General features: G+C 51.4%; 19 protein-coding genes and 1 pseudogene. 6 read left to right on the forward strand and 14 right to left on the reverse strand.

What is annotated here, in order from left to right; all coding sequences use genetic code 11:
• Nucleotides 1–11: 11 nt before the first annotated feature.
• Entirely contained in the window at nt 12–1,871 is a 1,860-nt protein-coding gene (locus tag SH451x_RS21105; RefSeq protein ID WP_479359107.1) for a type 2 periplasmic-binding domain-containing protein, read from the forward strand.
• A gap of 169 nt (nt 1,872–2,040) precedes the next feature.
• Here SH451x_RS21105 and SH451x_RS21110 read toward each other — a convergent pair whose 3' ends face one another.
• On the reverse strand, nt 2,041–2,964 hold the full coding sequence (locus SH451x_RS21110) for a hypothetical protein (RefSeq protein ID WP_479359109.1): 924 nt from the start codon (nt 2,962–2,964) through the stop codon (nt 2,041–2,043).
• A 203-nt stretch (nt 2,965–3,167) separates the two neighbouring features.
• On the opposite strand from SH451x_RS21110, the gene serS reads away from it, so the two are divergent.
• The gene (gene serS / locus SH451x_RS21115; RefSeq protein WP_479359110.1) at nt 3,168–4,445 is read left to right on the forward strand and encodes a serine--tRNA ligase; all 1,278 of its coding nucleotides are present in this window, start codon (nt 3,168–3,170) and stop codon (nt 4,443–4,445) included.
• A gap of 54 nt (nt 4,446–4,499) precedes the next feature.
• Nucleotides 4,500–5,372: a DUF1559 family PulG-like putative transporter gene (locus SH451x_RS21120; protein ID WP_479359111.1), complete on the forward strand. Its 873-nt coding sequence runs from the start codon at nt 4,500–4,502 to the stop codon at nt 5,370–5,372.
• Nucleotides 5,373–5,392: 20 nt separating this feature from the next.
• Here SH451x_RS21120 and SH451x_RS21125 read toward each other — a convergent pair whose 3' ends face one another.
• The 10 genes and pseudogenes from SH451x_RS21125 to holA all read right to left on the reverse strand — a co-directional run bounded on the left by SH451x_RS21125 (nt 5,393) and on the right by holA (nt 16,189).
• Nucleotides 5,393–6,196, reverse strand: coding sequence for a leucine-rich repeat domain-containing protein (locus SH451x_RS21125; protein WP_479359113.1), 804 nt, complete (start codon nt 6,194–6,196; stop codon nt 5,393–5,395).
• Nucleotides 6,180–7,286 (reverse strand): glucose 1-dehydrogenase, encoded by a 1,107-nt coding sequence (locus tag SH451x_RS21130; RefSeq protein ID WP_479359114.1) that lies wholly within the window; start codon nt 7,284–7,286, stop codon nt 6,180–6,182. Before SH451x_RS21130 ends, SH451x_RS21125 begins: the two co-directional genes overlap by 17 nt.
• 194 nt (nt 7,287–7,480) lie before the next feature.
• Nucleotides 7,481–8,104 (reverse strand): Rossmann-fold NAD(P)-binding domain-containing protein, encoded by a 624-nt coding sequence (locus SH451x_RS21135; protein ID WP_479359115.1) that lies wholly within the window; start codon nt 8,102–8,104, stop codon nt 7,481–7,483.
• Nucleotides 8,105–8,107: 3 nt separating this feature from the next.
• Nucleotides 8,108–8,932 (reverse strand): 2OG-Fe(II) oxygenase, encoded by an 825-nt coding sequence (locus SH451x_RS21140; protein WP_479359116.1) that lies wholly within the window; start codon nt 8,930–8,932, stop codon nt 8,108–8,110.
• 14 nt (nt 8,933–8,946) lie between these two features.
• Nucleotides 8,947–9,591, reverse strand: coding sequence for a suppressor of fused domain protein (locus tag SH451x_RS21145; protein ID WP_479359117.1), 645 nt, complete (start codon nt 9,589–9,591; stop codon nt 8,947–8,949).
• Nucleotides 9,592–9,624: 33 nt separating this feature from the next.
• Nucleotides 9,625–10,206 (reverse strand): ankyrin repeat domain-containing protein, encoded by a 582-nt coding sequence (locus SH451x_RS21150; protein WP_479359119.1) that lies wholly within the window; start codon nt 10,204–10,206, stop codon nt 9,625–9,627.
• The gene (locus tag SH451x_RS21155) at nt 10,206–12,866 is read right to left on the reverse strand and encodes an SdrD B-like domain-containing protein (protein ID WP_479362925.1); all 2,661 of its coding nucleotides are present in this window, start codon (nt 12,864–12,866) and stop codon (nt 10,206–10,208) included. The genes SH451x_RS21150 and SH451x_RS21155 overlap by 1 nt, the downstream gene beginning before the upstream one ends.
• A complete protein-coding gene (locus SH451x_RS21160; RefSeq protein WP_479362941.1) occupies nt 12,817–13,704 on the reverse strand; it encodes a hypothetical protein in 888 nt (295 codons plus the stop codon). Before SH451x_RS21160 ends, SH451x_RS21155 begins: the two co-directional genes overlap by 50 nt.
• Nucleotides 13,705–13,925: 221 nt before the next feature.
• Nucleotides 13,926–14,591, reverse strand: a pseudogene (locus tag SH451x_RS21165) (dockerin type I domain-containing protein); the annotation flags it as partial.
• Between the two features lie 530 nt (nt 14,592–15,121).
• Nucleotides 15,122–16,189, reverse strand: coding sequence for a DNA polymerase III subunit delta (gene holA / locus SH451x_RS21170; protein WP_479359120.1), 1,068 nt, complete (start codon nt 16,187–16,189; stop codon nt 15,122–15,124).
• Between the two features lie 56 nt (nt 16,190–16,245).
• Here holA and SH451x_RS21175 point away from each other — a divergent pair, with 56 nt between their 5' ends.
• Complete coding sequence (locus SH451x_RS21175) at nt 16,246–16,518, forward strand: acylphosphatase (protein ID WP_479359121.1); 273 nt, start codon at nt 16,246–16,248, stop codon at nt 16,516–16,518.
• A gap of 162 nt (nt 16,519–16,680) precedes the next feature.
• On the opposite strand, the gene SH451x_RS21180 is transcribed toward SH451x_RS21175, so the two are convergent.
• From SH451x_RS21180 to SH451x_RS21190, 3 genes are all read right to left on the reverse strand, one after another.
• Complete coding sequence (locus SH451x_RS21180; RefSeq protein ID WP_479359122.1) at nt 16,681–17,595, reverse strand: alpha/beta hydrolase; 915 nt, start codon at nt 17,593–17,595, stop codon at nt 16,681–16,683.
• On the reverse strand, nt 17,595–19,265 hold the full coding sequence (locus SH451x_RS21185) for a putative manganese-dependent inorganic diphosphatase (protein ID WP_479359123.1): 1,671 nt from the start codon (nt 19,263–19,265) through the stop codon (nt 17,595–17,597). Before SH451x_RS21185 ends, SH451x_RS21180 begins: the two co-directional genes overlap by 1 nt.
• Before the next feature lie 276 nt (nt 19,266–19,541).
• Nucleotides 19,542–21,587: a hypothetical protein gene (locus SH451x_RS21190; RefSeq protein WP_479359125.1), complete on the reverse strand. Its 2,046-nt coding sequence runs from the start codon at nt 21,585–21,587 to the stop codon at nt 19,542–19,544.
• Nucleotides 21,588–21,846: 259 nt separating this feature from the next.
• On the opposite strand from SH451x_RS21190, the gene mnmG reads away from it, so the two are divergent.
• Together mnmG and SH451x_RS21200 are read left to right on the forward strand one after the other, a co-directional pair.
• Nucleotides 21,847–23,721, forward strand: a complete 1,875-nt coding sequence (mnmG, locus tag SH451x_RS21195) for a tRNA uridine-5-carboxymethylaminomethyl(34) synthesis enzyme MnmG (RefSeq protein WP_479359126.1) — start codon at nt 21,847–21,849, stop codon at nt 23,719–23,721.
• Between the two features lie 29 nt (nt 23,722–23,750).
• Nucleotides 23,751–24,887 carry a hypothetical protein gene (locus SH451x_RS21200; RefSeq protein ID WP_479359127.1) on the forward strand — a complete coding sequence of 379 codons (1,137 nt, stop codon included), beginning with the start codon at nt 23,751–23,753 and terminating at the stop codon, nt 24,885–24,887.
• Nucleotides 24,888–25,072: the final 185 nt, after the last annotated feature.

The raw sequence follows: 25,072 nt of genomic DNA on the forward strand, positions 1-25,072 counted from the left end.
CGACTAGGACAATGCTTAAACATTTCCCTATCTCCGCTCTGCGGAATTCAGCAAACTTGTTGTTGATGCTGACTTTAGTCTGGACCTTGACCGTTTTGCCGCTGCAAGGCCAGGAGAATTTTTCGACGCTGGTTGGCCCCGTCCCGACAGCGAAAGTCGGAGCGGGCAAGACTATTGAAATGCCCTACATCACTTGGGGCGGCGACGTCGCTACGTTCCTGGCCAATGGCGATCTGAAGACAAAGCCTGGCTCGATTTATGCCAAGAGTGGGCTCGATATCCAGATGGTTGGCGGCGATGACTTTGTTGAACAAGTCCGTCGGTACAAATCTGGCAAGTCACCGTTCTTACGCGGGACAATGCACATGTTAGGCATGGCCAGTGAAGTCATCGGTGGCGATCCGGCGACCAAGCCCGTAGTAATCCTTCAGCTCTCCTGGAGTGCGGGCGATCACATCGTAGCTCGCGAAGGGGTCAAGAATCTTAACCAATTGAAAGGCAAGAAAATTGCCGTGCAGCAGGGCGGCCCACACGTTGGTCTGCTATATGATTCGCTCGCTGCAGCTCAACTCACCAAAAACGACGTGACGATCGTGTGGACAACGGATATTACCGGAAAGAACGGGCCAGCCGAAGCGTTTCGAAAAGATTCTTCAATCGATGCTTGCTGCGTCATCACGCCTGATATGCTCGGATTGTGCGGAGAAGCGACCGGAGTTGGATCTGGAGCGGAGGGCACAGTTGCCGGCGCACGAGTGATCAACAGCACGGCGCAGATGAGCCGCTCAATTGCCGACGTCGTCGCAGTTCGCTCCGACTGGTTTGCAGCCAATACCGACTGGTGCAAAAAATTTGTCGCGGGCTATTTGGCTGGCACCGAGAAACTCGTAGCGATGCGACGTTCGTTCGATGAGTCGCAGAAGCTGGGTGATGAATATCGTAACATCCTGCAACTTAGCCAACGCGTGTTTACCGAGGAGTTCTTACCGACGCTGGAAGTCGACGCCCATGGGTTGTTGCTGGATTGTGCGTTCGCAGGTTTACCTGGTCAGATTTCTTTCTTTAACGACCAAGGCAATCTATCGAACTTCACTCGCAAAACCACTGAATCGATTGATATGGCGACATCTTGGGGCTATGCAAAAACCCGTATCGGATTTGATCCGCCAAAATTTAATTACGAGGAGATCGCTAAACTCGGTGGTATCTCGTATGTCGAGCCAACGAAGCAGAATAAGTTTGAGCCAGGTGCCGAAGCGACCGACCAATTCTTTGGAGAAAATCTTGACGATAAAACCATTGTCAGCTTTTCAATCGCCTTCCAACCGAATCAAAAGGATTTTAGCGTTGACCAATACGGAAGCGACTTTCTACGTGCGTTGAAAGGGGCCAGTACCTTTGGTAACGCTCGAGTTGTCATCCGCGGTCACGCTGATCCGACTAAGACTTTGATTGATTTGGTGAAGGCCGGAATCAACAAAGGCGTTATCCAACAAAATGGAGTTGCCGGAAACTATCGCTATTTTTACCAAGGCAAACCGCTCGAGCTAACCGACACCAAGAAGATCGGTGAACTGATCAAACAAGGCGCGTTTTCAGGCGGAGATCCCGATCCTAATATTACCATGCAAGCCGCATTAACGCTTTCGAAATCGAGAGCAGACCAAGTTATGGAAGCATTGAAGAACTATGCAACCCAGACGGGAACAAACTTGGATCTTTCCCAAATCAGCCCCGTCGGTGCCGGCATCGCGGAACCTGTTATTGCCAAGCCGAAGAACATGAGCGAAGCGGAACAGAACATGCGCGTTGAATTTCGAATCGTCAAGGTTGACGCCGAAGCTTTGGCTCCAGCGGACTTTAACTTTTGAGATAGTTCTTGGTTCTTGGTTCTTGGTGCTTAGAAATTGCTCTGGAACAACTTCCGCAAATCAATTTTAGCGGTAGGGCGCAAGCCCTCCGGTTCTGTGACACCGGACGGCTTGCGCCGTTCCGCTAAAATTGGAAACTGCTTTTGGACAATTCCTTGGTGCTTAGTGTTTAGTCCTCGACCAGCACTTCTTCAAGGCGTGCTGAATACTCAAGTCGACTACCCGCGCCGTTAAAACCAATCACCGTTGAATCCCAACTGATATCTTTGGATAGCAGACGGCCAGCATCCAAGTCAAACTTCATGGTGCCGTTGTTCATTTGTTGCATCACTTGAGATTCAACTTCGGGGCTACGAATCGGCGTCAACGGTTCGTTACGTACTTCAATCAGAGCAACGCCGGCGCTTACTTTTTTCAGCGTGAAAACTTCCCGCAGACTAACGCGCATCGGAGTTTTATCGGGGCGACGCACTTGAATCTCTCGCGTTGTCTCCCATTGGTCACCAATCGCAATTGGCTGCTCAGGAAACTGAACCGCGATTTCGCCAAGGCCCAGCCGAGCGTATTTGTCGTCGGTAGTACGCTCGACAACTTCGCCATTGGGTCGCATCGTAATCGTTGATATCACTTGATCGACTTGAGAATCGACCTCTTTAAATTGCGTAGGAACTTCGCCGTCGCCCGAGTTGTAACGGACCTCTTCGGCTTGTCCAACTTTGTTCGATGCGTCGACCTCGCGCACACTGTGTTCGAAGGTCATGTTGCCATCGGTCGTCAGAGAAACAACTTTCCAGTTCTTGGTACTGACCGTTCGGCTGTGACTCGATTCTTCTTGGTCGTTGACCTTTGTCAGCGTCTTGGCCAGATGCGTTACACGGGTGTTGATCGATTCCCCTTCTCGCAGTCGGTATTGGAGCAAATATTTCTCGGCCGACGGATCGGCATCAACGTCGCTCACGCGGCTGACAACTTTAACCTTGCCTGCGGTCGAATCGGTCACTTCTTCAGCAAGTACTAATGAGTGCAGAAAACCGCTGGGGGCGGCACAAATTGAGAGGAAACTGGTTAGTAGGACAAATCGTGAAGGACGCACCGCAAAACCCTCCTGGCTAACGGACATTGGCGAATCTACAAAGTCTGCATAACTTTTAGAACTTTGCCTTGCAAAAGTCTAGATTGATCTTTTTCCGCGTCACCTCGTATTCTGCCAGCCCTTGTCAGCCTGCTTTCAAGATGACACGATAAGCGGCGCGTCGGACCATTTTTGACAACTAACCGTTTTGTAAGCTAATTGCGATGCTTGACCGAAAAATCATCTTAGAACAATCCGCTCAGATCGAAGAAAACTGCAAGCGCCGCGGCGTTCAGGTCAACATTGCCCAGCTCGTCGAACTCGAAAAGCAGCGGCGAGAAAAGCTGCAGGCGACCGAAGAACTAAATCGGCAGGCAAATGAATCGAGCAAATTGATCGGCAAGGCTTCCTCGCCTCAGGAACGTGAAGAGTTGAAAGAGAAGGGGCGCCAGTTACGCGTCGACAAAGATTCCGCTCAAGCTGACCATGATCGTTTGGAGTCCGAAATCCTTGCGATCCAAGCTCAGATTCCCAACCTCACACACCCCGACGCTCCAATTGGGACCGACGATGCGGCCAATTTAGAGATCGCTCGCGGAAAGACGCCCGCACCGACTTTCTCATTCAAACCTAAAGATCACGTCGACCTGGGAACCGCTCTGGATCTGATCGATTTCGAAGCCGGTGCACGCGTCACAGGCGCCGGGTTTTACTTTTTGAAGCGTGACGCTGTTTTGCTCGAGCTGGCGCTGCAGCAGTACGCGATAAGCTTCTTGATGAACCGTGGCTTTATCCCAGTCACCACGCCTGACCTTGCGACGACGGCAATTTTGCGTGGAATCGGCTTCAATCCACGTGGCCCCGAGACACAGATTTACAGCATCGAGAATACGGAATTGAATCTCGTAGCCACCGCCGAGATAACTTTGGGTGGCATGTATTCCAACCAGACCTTTGAAGCAGATCAGTTGCCGCTCAAACTGGCTGGTATCTCGCATTGTTTCCGGACGGAAGCTGGGGCGGCTGGTCGCGCTTCCAAGGGGCTTTATCGCGTTCATCAATTTACCAAAGTCGAAATGTTCGCGTTCACTTTGCCAGAACACAGTGATGCGGTTCACGAAGAGCTACGGCAGCTTGAATGCGAGATTTTTGATTCGTTAGAAATCCCGTACCGTGTGGTCGATACGGCGACTGGCGACTTAGGCGGTCCGGCATACCGCAAATACGACTTGGAAGCGTGGATGCCCGGCCGCGGTGACGGTGGCGAATGGGGCGAAGTCACCAGTACCAGCAACTGCACTGATTACCAGGCGCGGCGTTTGAACATCCGCTACCGCAACAAGGGTGAGAAGGGGACTCACTTTGTCCATACGCTCAACGGCACAGCGCTCGCCATGTCTCGAGCAATTATCGCGGTTATGGAAAACTATCAACAATCGGATGGAACCATCCAGATCCCCAAAGCCTTGCAACCGATCATGGGCAAATCAAAAATTGGATAGACAGCGAGAAATCGTGCGGGAGATTCGTTATACTTGCGTGTCGGAGGCAAGCACATGCAAGTTACAAGAAACGCATTTACACTCGTCGAACTTCTTGCGTCACTAGCGATTATTTCGATCCTCATTGCTCTCGCGTTGCCAGCGGCGCTGCGTGTTCGAGATTCCGCCAGACAACGCCAGTGCGAATCGCAGATTCGGCAAATCGGAATGGCGATTCAGATGTTCGAACAATCTTTTAAATTGCTGCCAACAAACGGACGTCCGACTCCAACCAGTCGCATTCGCAGCAAAGATGGCGTGTGGACTACTATCTCAACAACATATTACGCTGCAAAATCGACTTCCTACGAGACAGATGTGACAATACCATGGGGCGTCGGCAATCCGAGCCTGATGGGTGCTGAACAGACCGGCAGCTGGGCATATTCCATTCTGCCATATCTTGATCAGATTAACGCCTATCAAAAGGTTGTCGTTGATGCCAGACAACCCATGTTTCTCTGTCCAGCACGGGGAAATCGAAAACCTGCGAGAACAGTCGACGATGATTACGGCTCGTATCAATCGGCTGGCTATGCATGGAGCAAATCGGATTTTGCTTTGGTCGATTCTTTTCAAGGTATCACGATGCAAAACGTGGATCAGTTGCGCGGTTTTGATAGCGCAATGGCTATCGGCGAACGGTCATTCAACCCTCGAACTCAACTTCCAACTTCTTGGAATTGGGACGAACCGATTTTCGCTGGCGGAGCGCCATCGCTTGCTCGAAAGCATTACTTGCTCGTTCCCGATGGCCCCGAAGCAAATTACGAAGGAACTTGGGGATCTGCTCACTACAATGGTGTGCACTTCGCCGCAGTTAGCGGGCGAGTACAACTGATGAGCTTCAATACAGACTCGGATGTTGCAGCAGCTCAAATAAGATAGACAACGCTCACTGCCAGTCACTACGGATGCTTATTCGGATCGTAGTCGTGATGCAATTGATCCAGGTGCACATGAATGTTGGGACGAAGCTTAAAAAAGCCTTCCCACGCTTCGCTCGACAATTCGCAATCGTCTAAATAGAACGAACGTAGCGATTCTATTTCAGCAATTACCTTCAAATCGTCATCGACCAAATTGGGACTGATCAAGTGCAGATGCTTTAACTTAGTCGACTTAGCAAGTTGTTCGACTAAACGCGAATCGATACACTCACCACCAATTCGCAACGACGTCAATTTTGTGAACTTTGAAAAGTGCTCACTGTCGCTTGATGTCAATTCAAGTACCGGCAAATTCAAAATCTGAAGGCTCGGAAAACTATCGGCAAGGTACGCCAAAGCCAAATCGTTGACCGGTGTTAAGCGAAGCCGAAATTGAATGACCGACTGATTTCCGGATAGCTCGAACAGGTCACTGGCATCCGCTAGTCCAGCATCGAACTGGATAACCTGAAGTTCTTTTAAGCCGGCAAGCTTTCTCAGGTCTTCTCGCGTAGGCAATTGTTGCTCAAGCGTAATTGAACGGCTTTCCCCATTTTCAACTGCCTGAATCTGGGCAGATAGAGTCGCTTCCACTTCAGGCTGGCGCGAAGATGCCGAGCCTGTCAAATCAGAGGGACTCGATTGAACGCTATTTTGGGGCTTAGGTTCACTTTCGGGCGAACAGCCTACCAAATGCATCGCGACTACGGTGAAAAAGATTTTACCGTAGGTCTGAAAGGTATGACTTGATCGATGGGCCGGCAAGCTATTCCGATGCGACATTGACGAACACCTTTAATGCATCTTCGTCTTCAACAAGGTGACGCATCATATCTTGGTACTTATCAAGCCCCTCAATGGGCGTCGTCAAGATCCGCTCAAGCACTCCTGGATACGTCATCTCACCCATAGCGAGATCGCGAATACCTTTTTCAAAGTGATCGCGGTTTGCATTGACCGAACCGACCAGCAGCTTGTTACCTAGAACCCAATCAAGATTGATCTTGTCTGCAGCGACTGTCACTTCCTTGTTTCCGCCAGTAATGCTCGTCCACACCAACACACCGTTGTGCCCGAGGTACTTCATTGCGTTGAAAGCGAGCACGCTGGAGCCTGTGGCATCGATAATGATGTCCGCTTTGCCGACTTTTTCGACCAGTTCATCTAGTGAAGTGGTTTTCGTCGCAACATAGTTTGACTCCAACGCTTCAACGATTTCCGACTTTAGATGCGGACCTGGTGTCCGAGCGACCGTGTGCACCTCCAAGCCACGGACGCGAAGGCTGAGTGTGCATAACAAACCGATTTGGCCCGAGCCCAACACGAATGCTCGCTTAGGTTTCCAAACTTGCAAGCGGCGTTGCGATTCGAACGCTTGAGCGACCGCCTTGGCCGCACAGCTCATCGGTTCCATCAACACGTGCAGATGCTTCAATCCGCCTGGAACGCGAACGATGTATCGCTCGTCATCTACGAATTTTTCCGTCAAGAAACCGTGGCGTAAATTGATCCCGCGTTCAAAATAGGTTTCTTCGCTGGTCACATCGTATCGACCGATCATGTCGAAGATTGACCCACCAGGACGACGCACCGTTGCCGTCACATAGTCACCAGGTTTGACCGAACGAACATTCGCTCCTACAGCTTCGACGATCCCAAAGCACTCATGGCCCAGGACCAGAAAGTCATCCCCCTTGGGCGCGTTTCCGTAGAGGGCGTCGTTAATTTCGCGGTCTGTCGCATCGACGCCAACTTTTAAGACTTTGACCAACACGCCCTTGCCATCGGGAATCGAGTCAAGTTTTGGTTCGGGAATTTCTCTTTGGTGGACGCTGTTTGGGACACCGGGACGGACGGCGATTGCTTTCATCATGAATCGAACTCAGATATGCTAGTAAGGCGTTGTTTTGAATGGTGCCAGGCGACAGTGGTAGGAATCTGCGGAAGTCCGCTTCAAAATGCAGGTAAAACGGGGACAACCGCGTAAAGTTCTCGAAACAGCTTATCGTCCCGACTCGGCAGGGCGTAGTATGTTACCAAGCCACCCGCCCCCTTTCGAGAGGGTACTCAGCTTCCACCCAAAACAGTTCGCAGTCGAGGAGGGTTATAGCCCGCACGGATCAACCCGGTCCGTCCATCAACAATGGCACGCATAAGCGACGCGCAAAGAAAGTCCACTTCGATCAGAGGTTGGACCGGCGTCCGAGTACCTTTCCATCGCCACTGCATCTCTCTAAATTCGAATCGGTCCGTGTAGTCGTATTCGCCAACGACATAGCCCGAACGAACGATCAAAACATTTCGCATGTGGCGACGAATGAGTTCTTCGCACCACAGTTTGTGTTGTGCCATCGCAAAAAACGGCTCTTCTGGCCACGATAGGTCGACGGCGGAACTCGACAAGAATGCATAGAAATCTGTATTAAGAAATCTCAAGACGTTTCGGATCGATCGATCTTCAAAGCCGCTGAAGTCGATGACGGCATCCCAATGTTTGTCTTCTAAAGCGATCTTGCATTGCTCAGGAACATAACGGTCGCAAACAAGGCGCTGGATACCATTGAATAGATGCGGATTGGTCTGCGACCGATTGAGAAGTGTTAATCGAACATCCGGGCGCAGCAACGCTAGTTCACAAAACATCCGTCCGATGAATTGGGTTCCACCAAGAATCAGCCAGTTTTTTGTCATATGCTAGCTTGCCTGAACCATTGGATCATACTTTTCAACAGAGTTATCGGTCCATCGGTCCCAAGGTTCCATTCCCTGTTGCAGGCGAAAGTCAACAGCAGCGCTGTGCTTTGTAAGAATCGCTTTGGGGTCGGCATGGTACCACCAAATGAAGCTATTCCTTCTCATCGTTTTAGAACCAAGGTACGCATGGTAGGAAAGGGGTGAGATTTCGAAAGCGAAAAGCAAATTGTTCTTGGGCGGAATCGATGCAGCTAGAGTCTTACCATCGGACAGAAATACTCCGGTCTCGCCCCCCATGCCCGATTTCCATTCTTCATTAGCAGTATAGTATAGACAAGCAATCGCACGTGCAGTTTTCAGGGCGTGTGGTTGACGGTTTTTGGAGTCATCAGCATAGTTAACGCCACTATCCTGCTGAAACATGCACAGTCCATTCAAGTTCACTCCATTGTAGGGAAACGTCACGATCGCACAGTCCGTATGAGACCAACCGGCTTTGGACGGTGGTTCGTGGCGATGCATGCCTAACATCATGTTGTTGTCGAGTTGCAAGTAAAACGAATCCGAGAAGTATTGTTTGAGAGCGGGAGCGATTAAGTTGTGGATTGGCGTGCGGGCGAGTTCATCAAGGTTCGGAGTATAGTTTACCGCGTCATAAACTAACGTCCCAACCTCACCGACCTTACCAACCTTTGCCCCCTTCCCGATCAATTGGCAAAACACGGAAGAAAGCCCCCAAGCGATATCTTGGTCAAAGGCATTTTCAATCACCATGTAATTGAAGGGATAACTATGAATTGTTATTTGTGCGTTTAAGCTTATCAAGGCAGTTACTCTGGTTATACGCAGATGCTAGGACGCGCTTCGTCGACGACCACTGATACCCCTGCGGCATCCAGCGCAAGTAGGAATTCACGAATACCTTTTCTTTCAATTAGTCGATATTCATCGTCATAGATAGGGAGCACTCGATATACCCGCACCAAATCTAGCGATCGATTCATGTAGTTGTGTTCATTGATGACCAGCGAGGCGCAGAATCGATTGCTGCCCGCATATACGTCCTTTGGTGTTTCATTCGCAAACACGCCAGCAGCGCCACCAATCCAAGACTTGTTTTGATGGGGTACGCGTGCGAGCTGTCGAAGCAAATCAATGGGCCAGCGAAACTCTTGCTTTGCAATCTCTACGGCATCCAATGGCCAGCTTTCCGGTAGTTGCAGAAATAGTTCAGCGAATTGAAACAACTCTGGATTTTGATCTGCCGGTACGCTCATAGGTTGTGCCGACATCCCATACGTAAACAACGTTTGCGAGCTCGACTTTTTGTTAGGCCTTATCAGGTGAATCGAGATCGGTGGTTCTCCTGCGACAATTTCGCAAAAAGCATTTTCTTCGACGGGTCCATATTGCCCCTGCATGAACTCCAAAATATCTTCTGCAGGTGTAACGTTGTGTTCCAGCATCATTCTTGTACCGTTCATAGAAATCCTCCCCTCTTGTCACTCTTACTTGGGTTATGGTTTGCTACCTTCACCGATGACTTCGACGGTGGGATTTTCCGACATCACCTCTTCTGCAGTTTTCGCCCCTTTGCTACGCAGGAAACGGCCTACTTCAGTTGTCTCACCCCCAGCATAGTCGAGAGCTGTCTTTGCGTTGTTGCGGTCGCCAAACATAGCAAACACTCGGTTTAGCTCGAGACCATGATCGATCATCACCTGCAAAACCTCCTTCTTTTGCCCTTTCTCGTTGCGTATCGCATCAAATACAATGCGACCGTGGTTAACGTCCAATCCCGACTGGATTGCAAATTCAACCATCTTGGCTGTCCCTGCAGATGCCGAATAGCTAAGCACATCAGGGGCATGCAAACTGTCAAGATTGACGACTGCCCCCATTTTAACAAGTAGGAACATTACCTCTTCGCTTCCTCCTCGTGCCGCGTAGTTAAGAAGTGTTCCCCCACGTTGATTTCGTACTTTTACGACATCTGGGAACGACTCAATCTCGCGTCGCGCTTGATCAGCTTTATTCTCCAAAAGGAACAACGCAATCTCTTCAAATTTAGTATTCAAGTCCTGTGATTTTAGATTCACTACACGACTCCATGTTGTTGATACAAAGACGTTAAATAATCCCCACGGTGCAACGCGCGCTTTATGTCTCCCATAATTTCTATCGCATGACCTTTACTCGTTGCCTTATTTAATAGCTTGTAAACGGACTCGGTGTACTCAACCGTATGCACGTAACGATATGGCGCTATACATAGGTTATGAAGTGGCGTTCCAGCAGCAATGTCCGCTGCATTATCCAGCAGATCAATCCCCCAATTGGCTAAAATCCCCTTCGAAAGGCTATTCCAGAAACCACGAGTATCAGTGAAACCGTCTTTGTGAACGATATGATGGCCATGCGTGGCAAGCACATCGGTTATCCCAAGCTTACTGGCCCAAGCAATTGCAACTTCTTCGCGTAGCTCTTTGAGTCTCGCATCAGTGATTCCCGCTGCACGCTTGTAGGCAGTGCAGAATGACTGATTGTGCGCCAGGAAGCCATCCTCGCCAACAGCAAAAGATGGAAGCCCTCGAACCGTCAAGTTATGCACCTGATAAGAATGGACGACTTCGACTTCAATTCTTTCAATCTCAGAATGCGTTCCATCAATCGCGATCATTACGTCGCCAACTCTGAGATCGTCCGAATTGACCCATCTTCCATGTGTCTGTAGATGCCTGTCGCGATCGGGACGCAAATGTTCAGGCCACGGACGTGCGTCCAAATCTTCCCCGTCGATCACCCAAAAAGGATGTCTACCTGTGACGACAATTTTTGAAGAGCCAACGAAGATCGTTAATAAGGGCCCGCTGTACAAACTCTTGTGCGTCTGGAGAACATCGGAACAAACCCATGCGTTAGAATCAAAGTCGAATGCTTTGACGCGATCCCCCACACAAATCTCATCGATCGCTTTTGTACCATCGCAACTATGAACCGGCGTCTTACCATCAAAGCACCAATTGTCTAATGCATATTTCGAAAGGTGGACAACGTTGGGTGGTATCGACGAATCGACACTATTGAAAGCTTTGTAAATCGGATTCGTAGCGATCTGCTGTACCCATTCCCCACCAGTCTTTTTCCAAATGTAGCCGGCAAAACTCTTAGTCAAATCGCTAACTAAGCCTCCTGCAAGTTTGTCGGCTTTCCATATGCCTGCAGGGACGAACGGTACAAATGAAAGGACGCCTTCGAGCAGGGTTACGGACTCTCCGTTTGCAACCTTCAATCCCATCACGATTAAATCACCACCAGGCACAAAGCCAACGGCAATTTCCGCTGCGTCCCAAGCGGCTTGGGTAAAAACTGTCAAGCTTTCTGCCCAGGCGTGGGTTGCCGCCTTGAAACCTTCTTTCATTAACTCGACATATTCTTTGTCGTAACCAATTAATGAGGCCTCATTCAATACTGTTCTTTTCAGCATCCCATTGTACGCAATCAAATGCAAAAGCTGATTTCTGGCTTGCAATGCCCCCCATTGCGGACCTCTATCAAATAGATTCGACTTGTCAATAACAACAGTTACATGATACTTCTCTATCTTGCTATCAGGCTGATGGACTTGGTAGTCTGGCCAGCGCCAATAGTCCCGAACGATGATATCAAAATTTGTAGCTTCCTCTATTTTTTGAATAAATGTATCACCATGTTCTTCCCCATAGATCTGACGGTAAGCAACTTCTAGTGTATTACCTAAACCGATTTCTGAACCATCTTTCGGCAATCCAAGTGGCATCAGCCTCGCGTTGATGCCAAGGTTGGTGGACGCGATATTGTTAGGCGGCGGTCCAACCTGTTGAGCAAGAAATCCGCCACTCTCGCTAAACGTAACTTCAGCACCTAGGTTCAGAGTAACGCCATCTACAGATTCTAGTTCGTCGTATTCGTCTGGAACTTCAATTCCAGCTACTTCATAGTACAGGGTGAATGTAGTCGAGTTATCGCTTACACCGAACATCGCCAGAGAATAGGGGATATTCGGATCGATCGCGTCAACAGTACTTCGAGCCTCATGCCAAGGCTTTCTCCAAAGCCTAACAAGTCCTTCTTCCTTGCTCTGTTCCAGATACTCTTCGAGCGTGTACTTTGCTTGAACAAAATCGAACGTGATTTGAGAGGCTTCCCAATCCGTTACACCGTACGGCGACCCAACGGTAATATTCAATTTTACAGTTGTTCTGTCCCCGTCCCCGCGCTCTGGTCCTCCATCGAAGTCGAACATATCGAGAACTTCGTCATCGTCGTCATCCCCTGCAAGAACGTAAGCCTTACCAATCGCTGAAATAGTAACGCTTGGAGGAATAGGAACAAAACCGGCATCAATATCGTTATTGCTTTCCCCGTTTTCTAGATAAAACCTCGCGTCTGACCCGGCCCCTCCCCACGCTGGATCACTGTCTTTTGTAGGGTCTCCTATTGGGGAAGTACCTACCAAACCAATCGTGTGCCGATACCCAGAAGGAGCGTAAAATCTGGCCGTGTAGTAACCTGCGGGTAAATCTAAGAATTCGTATCTTCCGTCTGCATCAGAATCGGTCGAATCAACCAAGTAATCACCAATATTTGGCAAAGGATCACCATTTGGTTGGGTAAGTGAACTCACGGCGTACAACTCGACGACAACTCCGCTCATCCCACTCTCGCCTTCATCCTGTATTCCATTCGCATTGCTGTCTTCCCAGATGTAATCTCCAATCGATCCCGCACCAGTCGAAGGCGACGGTGATGGACCTGGCGATGGTGATGGACTCGGCGATGGTGAAGGGCTCGGCGACGGGGAAGGGCTCGGCGACGGGGAAGGGCTCGGCGACGGGGAAGGGCTCGGCGACGGGGAAGGGCTCGGCGACGGGGATGGACTCGGCGACGGTGATGGGCTCGGCGACGGTGATGGGCTCGGCGACGGTGATGGGCTCGGCGACGGGGATGGGCTCGGCGACGGGGATGGGCTCGGCGACGGGGATGGGCTCGGCGACGGGGATGGGCTCGGCGACGGGGATGGGCTCGGCGACGGGGATGGGCTCGGCGACGGTGATGGGCTCGGCGACGGTGATGGGCTCGGCGACGGTGATGGGCTCGGCGACGGTGATGGGCTCGGCGACGGTGATGGGCTCGGCGACGGTGATGGGCTCGGCGACGGTGATGGGCTCGGCGACGGTGATGGGCTCGGCGACGGTGATGGGCTCGGCGACGGGGATGGACTCGGCGACGGTGATGGGCTCGGCGACGGTGATGGGCTCGGCGACGGTGATGGGCTCGGCGACGGTGATGGGCTCGGCGACGGTGATGGGCTCGGCGACGGTGATGGGCTCGGCGACGGTGATGGGCTCGGCGACGGTGATGGGCTCGGCGACGGGGATGGACTCGGCGACGGTGATGGGCTCGGCGACGGTGATGGGCTCGGCGACGGTGATGGGCTCGGCGACGGTGATGGGCTCGGCGACGGTGATGGGCTCGGCGACGGTGATGGGCTCGGCGACGGTGATGGACTCGGCGACGGTGATGGACTCGGCGATGGTGATGGACTCGGCCAGCACACGGCGTTAGGTGGGCATTCCGTGTAAGAAGTCGTTAAGTAAGATCCATTTGCACCTTCAGATGCATTTTCATCAACCGTAAGCTGGCTCGCCTGTTGTGCGGCCGTTCCACTTGAGCCAGTTGCAACTGGTGTGATGTGACTTAAAGCACCCGCCGCCACGTTGCTCTGCGAGGACTGCAATATCTCTAACGGCGTCGGTACTGTTGCGACGTGATTTGCCAGAGCCGATATGTCTGCGCTGTCAACTAATCCATCGCCATTTAAGTCGTATGCTTCAGGCGTAGCTGCCACAAATTGTTGCGGTCCGTTTACAGCATTAACAATCGACAGAACGTCCAATATCGAAACGTAACCGTCTTGGTTGACGTCATAAGTTGGCAGGTTTGATGCATCCTGGAAATTTGGTGTCGGAGTTACGCCGATTATCGCCTCGTCACTTACATTCGACGTCGCTTGCGCATTTTGATCACTCGGGCCGCCAGCTAAATCGAGCTCCTGAACCGAATCGTTAAGCTCATCCGCTTGAACCTGAGGGGATGTCGAACCGGTTGAACTCCCATCAATAGAATCTTGCTGACCAATTTCGCTCGCTGCGCCGTGAGAAGCAGAGTCAGAACCAACAATCTCACCATCAAAGAGTTCATTCTCCAAAGGCTGTTCTACGGTCCAAACTATTCGCGGTTCGAAGCGTTCGATTGTCAGACTGCGAAGCCGTTGGGGGTTGAAATGGCAATTCCTGCGAAAGACTAGAACTTTACGATTGCCCGATTGCCCGATTGCCCGATTGCCCGATTGCCCGATTGCCCGATTGCCCGATTGCCCGATTGCCCGATTGAACAGTCTTTGAAAGGCTAACCAAAGATTAGGAAGAAGTTTCACTCGCATTATTTAACAAGCTCTCAGTTCTCGGGGCCAGACAAGCGTTTGCCGAAGCGCAACGTTTTAATGGACACAAAATCGGAAGTCAACAAAATTTTTGGTTTAGAAATTATGGTTATTGTTTTTTCCGATCAATTCGCATTTGTTGTGTTCCTCAGAAATGGAACCATTTTTCTTTCTCCCCCTGTGCCACCACGGTGTTGCGTAGGACAATACGAAAGAATGGGGCGAGGGAGCATTCTTTTATGATTTGTAAGTCTCAAGCAGATCGTGGCAAAAGCGCCAGTCGTGCGCCAGACCCATAGAACACTACTTCTCTTGGCAGGCATGCGCTCCGCAATCGCGGGCCGATGGCAGGCAAAAGCTCAGATTCAGCAAAAAAACCTTTAAGCAAGCTTACGCGACCCCAGGCAACGGACATTGATGATCGAGAATCCAGACCAGTAGGATGCCGCTCAAGCGAACGGTAGTCAATCTGTTGCGATCGCCAAACGCACTAAAGGTCGAAATTTTCGGTGCGGTTGGACGCTATGTTCTCAACTCGCGAAACGCCAGATGAATTCTTCAACAGCAAAGCGTGCTCGATCGTCTTGCGAATGCGTGCCCTTGAGTTTCAAATCAAGCTCGACCAGCCAATCTAAAATCCGCAACGCACGCTGGGAGCCAATGCGACGCAATTGGCGATCAGCGGCCGTTATCTGAGGACCAAAAAATCCCGCCTGCGTCAGCGCATCCGTGATCTTCATGCCAGTTCCGCAACACCTCGCTTGTTCAAAAATGTTCGCGGCAAGTCCAAAGCGACGTATCGACCAGCCAACTTGAGCCATCAGACCAACCGGATGCTGGCCAGCCGCAAACAATCGGTCCAGTTCCTCCCACGCTTTGGCAATCTCGCCATCTGCAATCCAGTCAGCAATGTCCCAAGCCGTCTTCGTGCGCCAACCGCCGACCAACTCGACTACATGATCATCGGCCACCGACCCTTGATCGTTGGCAAATAACGCGAGCTTGGCCATTTCGCAATCCAACAAGCCAAACACAGGACCAATCCGTTCCACCATTAAGTTCGCTTGCGAAGTCGTGATCCGCAATCCATGCCGACGAAGCCCCCAACTTACAACCCACTTTGCAATCGCTCGATCATCCGGCGGATTGCCAAAGGACTTGAGCGTCGGAGTCTGGCAGCTTACCAACGCGCCGTTCTGGCCAATCCCTTTGTATAGTTTCGTATTGGACGCTAACTGGTCCAGGTGCAAGATCAACGAAGCATCAGGGCATGCGGCATTGGCCCACTTCTCCACTTGCTCGCGATACTTTGAAACGAACTTGTCTGCCGATTTTAGAATGACGCAACGATGTCCGGCTTCGTCGAAGAGCGAACGCGTTGCGAGTTGATCATGCACATCGACCCAAGCGACATCTTCTCCGTATTCGCTTTCTACCGATTCTGGATCGATCCCCCATTGCTTCAACGTCAGCTCGGTTGCCTTCTCGCGCAAGAAGCTATCCGAACCAATCATCGCGGCGCAACCAACCATCGGCACCTTGGCTTTTTCTTCCAAGACTGTAAAAACGTCAAAAGCCTGGGCGGCAGTTTTACTCACGGTTTTTGCTCACTTCAACTTGTGCCAGTCCGGCCAAGCTACAAAAAGGAACGCTTATGAATGTGCAATTATCGGCCGAATTCCAAGGACACGTCCAGGGGGTTGGCTTCCGTTATTCCACACGCGAAATCGCAAGTCAGTTCGCCGTCACAGGATACGTGAAAAACAACCCCGACGGTACCGTTTCGCTCGTCGCCGAAGGAGAAAAAAAGGAGCTGCAAGCGTTGTTGAAAGCCGTTCAAGATCGCTTCGCCTCAAACATTGGCGACACAAATCTGAACTGGTATCCAGCCAGCGGCAATTACCAAAAGTTTGACATTGCCTATTAGAGTCGCAAACTCAACTGGCCAGCGATCTTTTCAAAGCAAAATCTGTACTTTCAATCAGCGACGCGGCTTAGGGATTGTCCTGACATACGTTCCGCAAATCAATTGTAGCGGTAGGGCGCGAGCCCTACGGTGTCACAAAACCGGACGGCTTGCGCCGTTCCGCTAAAATTGGAGACTGTTTGAGGACACTTCCTCGGCAGCGATTATTCGCTCGATAAAACTATCGGTAGACGTCGTAAAAACCTCAGGCCAGGCGTCGATGTGACTTGTCCCAGGTGATTCAACAAAGGTCTTGTCGCCCGAGCCAGCGGCCGCGAACAATTTCCTCGCAAACGCAATGTCAATGACTTCGTCCTTGTCGCCGTGCAATTGCAGAAGTGGCGCTGTGTACTTAGCGATCTTGAGTTCCGACGCGTAGCGATTGCGAATTACGAGGCGAATCGGCATCATCCAGTAACGGCTGGCTGCGACGTCGACGACAGAATTGAAAGTGCGGTCTAAGATGAGTCCGGCGCTTCCAAATGTTGAGGCCAGATGAACCGCAACTCCGCCTCCCAATGAACGGCCAAATTGAAAGATCTTGTCGTTGCCCAGCCCCGTTCTTTGTCTCAGCCATTCCAAGGCCGCTTCGCCATCCGCCAGTACACCCGCCTCGGCCGGACTACCGTCACTTTGACCAAACCCTCGATAGTCATAGATCAAAACGGCAAGACCATGCGATTGTCTATAGCGATCGGCCTCGTTCAACATCATCGAGATGTTTTCGCCGTTGCCGTGACTCATCAGCAACGCAAAATGTGATTTATTTTCGCCCGTTTCTGGAGCATCTAGAAACCAAGCATTGATCCTAGTGCCATCTTTGCTCGTAAGCCACACCGACTCGTGTTGAACTCCTTGTTGATTCCAATCGCCATGCCTTGCGCCAGGATAGACGAGAGTTGTCTCCAAGCAAACCAGCGCCAAAAGCACACTTCCATACAAGCAAGCCAGCACCACGCCTAGACGTACTAACGCTCGCCGCAATCGCTTTCCCAATGAATCTGTCCGCGGTAACGTCGACGCCTGCTGATCAACCACTATTTTGCACTCGCTGGTTCATAAGGTGCAGAAGCAATCAACTGGGAAAAGAGTGGCAGGAGCTGCTTCTTTCGAGAAACTACGTTGGCCAATTCAAAAAGATTCTTATCCAATCGCGGATAGTTGATCTCTTCCAACGCATCGGATTCATGCGAGAGCAGCAACAGCGAACCGTTGCTGACGATGTCCGTGACCAGCAACGCAGCAAAATCAAGCGACCGCTCCTGCGCGTGCTGTTCCAACGCGGTTCGCAATTCTTCTTTGCGGTTCCAGAAAAGCTCAAACCCGATCTCTTCGATTTGCGAGATGGAGAACTTGACGTGCCGCTCGGTAAACTCTTTGCAATCTTCGCTGATCACCTGTTGCGAATTGCATGTACGCAGCGCAGACCCAATTTCGAAGAATGCTTTCGCATAAATATCCAAATCGATACCTGTCAGTGGTTCCAACCAAGCGAGTATCTCACGGTCGACATCGGTCGCGGTGGGCGAACGCAGGTACAACGTGTCAGAAATGATTCCCGAAGCCATACACAAAGCAATACCTGAGGAAGGCGTCACGCCGGCAGCGCGAAACTGCCGAGCAACCAGCGTACATGTTGATCCCACGGGTTCATTGATAAAGCGAATTGGCTGGCTGCTTTTCAGCCCGCCGCCCAATCGATGATGGTCCAGAACTTCCAATATCTCCGCATGCTCCGCACCATTAACTGCCTGCGAGAGCTCGTTGTGATCGACCAAGATCAGCTTGGGCTTGGGCGGATTGATCAAATCGGATTTGGACAATACGCCCACTAGCTTGCCATCATCGTCCACCACTAGGAAAATTGGTTCACTGGATCTTTCGATAACTGGCCTTGCATCTTCGATTGGCAAATGAGCGGCAAGTGTTTGGTACTTGAGGTCTATCGCCGAATCAATAAACTGCGCGGAACGAATTCGAATCGTCGTGGTTGCCGTATCGAATGGGCTGTTAATAATCGTCACATTCTTTGCCCGAGCGAGCTCGATTAAGTCGGGCGACATCTCGTATCCACCAGTTACCACGATGCCTCGTACGCCGTGCTTAAGCGCAGGCAAGTGAATCGTAGGTCTATCGCCACTTACCACCAACAGCCGATCAGCGGGGTACTGTGTTAGCCTGCGCGTAAAGCCCTCCGCGCTCATTCCTCCCACCATCGTGATCAGTTCGTCACGACGATCAATGTTGACTTCGTGCTGAAACTCGCCCTCTAAGACTTGGCAAACACGATTGAGGCTCGTGGATACAGTCCTCGCCCGCAAGTTGTCGCTGCTGTGATCAAAGACAAGCCGCATCATGTCTAAGAGCGACAATTGCCCGACGACGCAACGGGTTGAATCAACCACAGGAATCGCGCGAAGTTCGCGTTCCTTCATCTTGTTGTAAACATCGAAGAAGATATCGCCACGCATCGCGGTAACAACGTCGCGTTGGCAAACATCTCCTACCTCCGGTCGAACGTCCATCACAATTCGCGGCGTCGGTAAATTGGCAGTCCGCAGCGCAAATTCAGTCCGCTGGTTGGGTGCTCCACAGCATGCTGCAATCGCCGTGGGGCGAGTCGTCCTTTGCAACAAATCGGCGTAGGCGATAGCAGAGCAGATGGCATCCGTGTCTGGATTGCGGTGGCCGAAAACTAATACCGTCATATCGTGGTGTAGCACTATGGAGCGATGGGAGCGATTTTAAAATCATCCGCAGATTTGAATCGATTCACTCTAACACTAGCAGATCGTGGCATTGTAACAAGCAAGCACTCCCATCACAGATTGTCGCGGTTTCACAATCGAGCGTAACGAGTGCTAACAAAGCCCATCGTCTGCAATACTATTTTAGCAGCCGCCTGCAATTTACGTGCTGCAAACATAAAAGAAGTTTAATTGCATCTTGAACGATCACGGTCAAGTTAGCTTGCCAAATGCGGATTAGTTGGTCTGGATCGGGCGAAAACCCTGAATTCGACCACGTGGCGCTAGACCTTCTAAATCGACTGGCAGTTCCATTCGATCGGCGAACACATTACCGGCGCGGTCAAATGCCTCGATCCGCAGGTAAACCCGGCGTGGCAAATTTGGATTGCCTTTCCAAGCGTAGCGACCGACGTTCGGAATCTCACTTTCGATAGTTGTCCACGGCCCATCTGGCAGTTGACTGTAAGAAAGTGAAATGGGGCGTTCGGCAAGTCGATCGTCTTGCGCGGAGTACTCAATGATCAACGATCCCGTTTCGGCGCCTTTGCCGTACTGAGCGGACAAGATTCGAGCGACCGGAAGTACCGTATCGACTTCGATCCACGCGTCAGCATCGTCTCCTGCCATGGGACGATGATTTGCAAGACCATTGGATCCAATCACAACCATGCGAAAACCAAAGAGTCCATCGGTTTGAACCTTGATATCGAAAGGGCTCTGCCTATCAGGATCAGTCCCCCACGCAGACCACGTCCGACCACCATCCGCGGTCCCCCACAACTCAACAGCCGAAATCTGATTACTGGGATCCGTTTCAACGCTGTAATCCAAGCTGAATGCGCGGGAGTTGCTTGCAAAGGGCAGTTGCGTCGGCGAACCAGGGCTCATGACTTGCGGATCGCCAATGGTGTTGCTAATTGTGTTGCCAGCCGCGTCGCTGGGCGGGAGCGGCGCTTCAAAGCTGCCGCCCGTTGAGCCTGGCGTGACAGATGGTTTCGCTTGCGCCGGATCGATTTCATTTAAAACGTAGCGTTGCAAGCCTGACGGAGATCTTGTCGCGGCCTCTCCGATGCTTAACGTTGTACTGGTTTGAGGCGGTTGAGCCTCCAGCCCGAAAACATTGTCCCGCTGCAATGGCATAAGCTCGGTTTCGGCCGGTGCCCCCAATGGAAACGCTGGGCTAACGGGAAGGTTTTGGAGCGTTTGGTTGCCTTGACGCGGAACGGATGGCGGGGTTGGCAGACTCTCTGGTTGAGCACCTTGTTGGGATACAGCAAAAGGACTCGCCGGCAACTGCAGGCCTTGCGATGTGGGAGTTGAAACGATTGTCGGGCCAGCTGCCGGGTCAGTCGTATCGGAGCCAGAAAACATCTGCTGGAAGATCGATTTTCCATTGCTCGCAAGCTGCAAACCTGCACCTGAGTTGGCTGTACGAAGCAAGCTCGGCTGCCGTGTCACTTCCGATTCGTTCCCTGCCAAATCGCGAACGAGCATGCGAACCACCAGTTGTCGTGCACGCACCGGAACTTCCCAGACCGCCTTACCGACTAACTCCATCGAATCGCGACCGAATTGAGTTTGCATTTGCACAGGAACCCAAGTCGAATCCAGTTCGGTCAAGTACTCGAGCCGCATGTCAGTGCCGGAGAGGTTGGCATCTGCAATGCGAAAGTCGGCCACCATGCGTGCTTGTTCGTCGGTATCGACTACCAAGTCCACTTCGGGAGGGTTCGTATCGATGACGATCGCCAACGGACGCGCGCCGGTTTCGAAGGACTGACCGTTGGAGTCTACGGTCTTGATGCGAAACTGATAGAGCCCGTCGCCGCGCGACCGGAACGCGAACTGACGTTCGGTTATCGCACTTCGTTGTACCGGAGTCCAAACGCTGCCGCTATCGGTTGAAACTTCAAGTTCCACAGCGGATGGCAATTTGCCTTGAGAACTGACGTTGAAGGGTATAATGAACTCACTTTTATTCCAGTAAATCGGTTTTGCTACCGTGCTTTTGCTGGTCGGTTCAAGGCTGCTAGCAAGCTGCCCATTGACGTTTCCATTTGATAGCCCTTGAGTCGCAGGGCTGGACATCGTAGAAGCGGGGGGTGATTTCCACTGCATACCATCTTTGCTAGCGCGGGCGGCGTCTTCTTGCCGCTCGATCCATTGGTTCGTTATCGCCTTTGGATTCTGCGCATACAATACATTTGCAAGACTTGCTTGCCAGAGGACAGCCGAACTGAGCCCGATCACGGCTGATCGACTTAGATTGTTTCGCTTCATAACTGTTTCGCGTTGGCAGTGAGTCCCGGACTTGAACGCGTACATCATGCTGAAAATGCACACCGTAGTCGTTTTATCGACACTACAACTCGGCGATCCGATCCAATTGCTTTAAACAGGCTCAACTTGCCTTAATTACCTATCCTCGCGGCAGACGCCAGCCGGAATCAGTGCCTTTTGCAGGCAAAGAAGCACTAGAAGTCGGGCTGGGGTGCGTTAAACTTTACCGATCTAGAAATTCCATTTGCAGAAAAATTCAATGTCTCAGCCTCATTCAAGCTATCAATATGACGTCATCGTAGTTGGCGCAGGTCACGCCGGGACCGAAGCGGCGGCGGCGGCGGCTCGCGTTGGCGCAAAGGTCGCCTTGCTGACGGGAAACCTGGATACGGTTGGGCAGATGAGCTGCAATCCGGCGATCGGTGGCGTGGCCAAGGGGCAAATCGTCTGCGAGGTCGACGCGCTTGGTGGGTTGATGGGGCAAGTCATCGACAAAACCGGCATTCAGTTCCGCATGCTGAATTCGAAGAAGGGGCCCGCGATGCACTCACCGCGAGCTCAAGCCGACAAGAAAGCCTATCAGTTCGAAGTTAAACGACTGATCGAAGACAACCCTAACATCGATCTACGACAGGAAACGGTCCTCGATCTGATTACAGAGCCTGCGATCTCTTCGCAACACGGCGATGCCGCCCATCACATTCGCGGTGTTCAAGTCAGCGGTGGAGCAATTTATCATGCGCAAGCTGTGGTTCTAACGACGGGCACTTTCTTACAAGCGATCATGCACACCGGCGAAGCTAAAACGCCCGGCGGCAGAGCAGGGGAGGGAACCACAAGTGGGATCAGCGCGGCGCTAAATCGCCTCCAATTCGAAGTCGAACGCTTTAAAACTGGCACTCCGGCGCGGATCAATGGTAGGACGATCGACAAATCCAAGCTGCAAGAACAGCCAGGCGATGATCCGGCGATTCCCTTTTCCTCTTTGAATCAGTCGATCACCGCAACGCAGGTGCCTTGCTGGATCACGCATACTAACGATGCAGTCCACGAATTGATCCGAGCGAACTTGCATCGCGCTCCGATGTATAGCGGACAAATTAGCTCGACGGGCCCTCGCTATTGCCCCAGTATCGAAGACAAAGTAGTTCGCTTCGCCGACAAACAGTCTCATCAATTGTTTCTAGAACCAGAAGGCCGTAACACGCACGAAGTCTACATCAATGGCATTTCAACTTCGCTGCCACGAGATGTTCAAGACCAAATGATTCGCAATATCTTTGGCTTAGAAAATGCCCAAATCATGCGTTATGGTTACGCGGTGGAGTACGACTATTGTCCTCCAGATCAGTTAAAGCCGACACTCGAAACCAAGTCGGTGGCAGGGTTGTATTTTGCTGGGCAATTAAACGGCACGACTGGTTACGAGGAAGCAGCGGCGCAGGGTTTGATCGCGGGGGCAAACGCAGCCTTACACATCAAAGGATCAGAGCCGCTTATCGTTACGCGTGACCAGGGCTACATCGGCGTGCTGATCGACGATCTAGTGACGCGATCGGTCGACGAACCCTACCGCATGTTCACTAGTCGCGCTGAATATCGATTGATGCTCCGCTACAACAATGCTGATCAGCGGCTCACTCCGTTGGGAAGACGGCTTGGACTGGTGGACGACGAGCGTTGGAATGTGTTTGAAACCAAGCTCAGCCAACTCAATATCGCCAAAAAAGTTCTGCAGACACTTCGAGTCCAAGATGTGCCCTGCGACAAGTATCTGCGCCGCCCTGAAATTACGTGGCAGGCGTTAGCTGAAACATTTCCAGAGCTCTCCAATTTCAGCTCGCAAGTAGGGTTATTGGTCGAGCACGATATTAAGTATGAAGGTTATGTTGCTCGTCAACAGATCCAAGTTGACCGACAGGAGCGAATGTCTAAAAAGAAAATCCCTGACTCGTTTGATTACGAAAGGATTATCAGTCTCCGATTCGAGGCGAAACAAAAACTGGGAAAAATTCGTCCGGCGAGTATTGATCAAGCGACCAGAATCAGTGGAATTACTCCCGCTGATATCGCTCTTGTCCTCGCACACTTGGAGAAGCCAAATCACCTTCGCGACCAATCAGCGATCGAATAGCATTCCTTAATGTGCGGTACGGTTTTTAAATGTTGCCGATCGTTAAGTTTGGTATAAGCAAAGACGAATTTGATATGACCGTAAAAACAGGGGAAGCGTTAAGTCGATCGCTAGAGGACTTGTCGATCGTTGAAATTGGCCGTCCCTTTGTAAAACACACATTTTCACAAACGAAGTGCTTTGCGTCTCGTACTTCAGCCTTTGGTGGTGAAGTCCCTTTAGAACCGCTCAGGGGGCTGCGACGCGCACTGGTTGATCCAAAGCTGGACTTGATCGTCTGCCATGCACCGATTCTGTCACTCTGGAACAGTCGTTGGTGGTTCAGAAACATCGGAACGCGTCGCTTTCTAAAGCTTTATTTGCCATTAAACTCCTTCTTTGGACCGCAATTCCTGCGGTTCAAAGTTCGAGCGCCGATTGCTGTAATCGACTACGAAGACACGCCCTTTCTCCGGCGCGATGATTTGTTTTTGCTGGACAGGTCGCTGTTGTGGTTTAAACGAGAATTGCCTATCGACCATTGGCAAGTGTTCATGCGCACTGTCCACGATTCTGTTCCCACGCGACGATACCGGACACTTGCGAAGAATCGACGTCGCGTTGAAAAATTCCGACCAATCTCGCTCGGACCGCTCATAGATCCACATCGCGTTTATCCGACCCATCCCGCAGTAAAGACAGCCGACATATTCTTCGCCGGACTGATTGAAGGTTCGTCAACGGTGCGTGAACGAGGTTTACAGCAACTCAAGGCCCTTCAAAATGACGGCTACCGTATCGATATCCCAACAAATCGTTTGAATCGAGAGGAATATCTTGCACGCGCCGCTGCGGCTCGCTTGGTCTGGTCTCCTGAAGGTTATGGCTGGGACTGTTTTCGCCACTACGAAACACCGCTTTGCTGGTCTGTTCCGTTGCTAAACACACCGACCATCGAACGTTATCAGCCGCTGGAAGATGGCGTTCATGCCGTGTATTACGACGTCGAAGGCAACGGTTTAGCGGCAGCAGCGAAACGTGCCTTAGCTTGTCCAGAAAAGCTCACGGAAATGGCTGCCCGAGCGCGCGAGCATGTGATCGCTTTCCACATGAAAGATTCAATCGCAGAATACGTTGTCAGTTCGACTCTCGAGCATCACGCTGCTAAGTCCCCAATGCAAAGTTAAGACTTCGGACCACGGCATCGAACTACTGTGCCAAGTTGACCGCTGCGTACCGACGATGATCTGTTGTGTCCAATACATCGCAAAAAACGCGTGGCGACCAAAGCATTATCCATCCCGGGCAAGCTCTTCTCGGTCGAAACGGGATCATATTCCGGCTAACTCGTCCTGCCCATGTGTCACGGCTG

The sequence above is a fragment of the Njordella aestuarii genome, from assembly GCF_056494165.1.

What these genes read in the sequence shown, in the direction of transcription:
- SH451x_RS21105 (WP_479359107.1), top strand. Translation starts at nt 12, where the DNA reads ATGCTTAAACATTTCCCTATCTCCGCTCTGCGGAATTCAGCAAACTTG.
- serS (WP_479359110.1), top strand. Translation starts at nt 3,168, where the DNA reads ATGCTTGACCGAAAAATCATCTTAGAACAATCCGCTCAGATCGAAGAA.
- SH451x_RS21120 (WP_479359111.1), top strand. Translation starts at nt 4,500, where the DNA reads ATGCAAGTTACAAGAAACGCATTTACACTCGTCGAACTTCTTGCGTCA.
- SH451x_RS21125 (WP_479359113.1), bottom strand. Translation starts at nt 6,196, where the DNA reads ATGTCGCATCGGAATAGCTTGCCGGCCCATCGATCAAGTCATACCTTT.
- SH451x_RS21130 (WP_479359114.1), bottom strand. Translation starts at nt 7,286, where the DNA reads ATGATGAAAGCAATCGCCGTCCGTCCCGGTGTCCCAAACAGCGTCCAC.
- SH451x_RS21135 (WP_479359115.1), bottom strand. Translation starts at nt 8,104, where the DNA reads ATGACAAAAAACTGGCTGATTCTTGGTGGAACCCAATTCATCGGACGG.
- SH451x_RS21145 (WP_479359117.1), bottom strand. Translation starts at nt 9,591, where the DNA reads ATGAACGGTACAAGAATGATGCTGGAACACAACGTTACACCTGCAGAA.
- SH451x_RS21175 (WP_479359121.1), top strand. Translation starts at nt 16,246, where the DNA reads ATGAATGTGCAATTATCGGCCGAATTCCAAGGACACGTCCAGGGGGTT.
- SH451x_RS21185 (WP_479359123.1), bottom strand. Translation starts at nt 19,265, where the DNA reads ATGACGGTATTAGTTTTCGGCCACCGCAATCCAGACACGGATGCCATC.
- SH451x_RS21190 (WP_479359125.1), bottom strand. Translation starts at nt 21,587, where the DNA reads ATGAAGCGAAACAATCTAAGTCGATCAGCCGTGATCGGGCTCAGTTCG.
- mnmG (WP_479359126.1), top strand. Translation starts at nt 21,847, where the DNA reads ATGTCTCAGCCTCATTCAAGCTATCAATATGACGTCATCGTAGTTGGC.
- SH451x_RS21200 (WP_479359127.1), top strand. Translation starts at nt 23,751, where the DNA reads ATGTTGCCGATCGTTAAGTTTGGTATAAGCAAAGACGAATTTGATATG.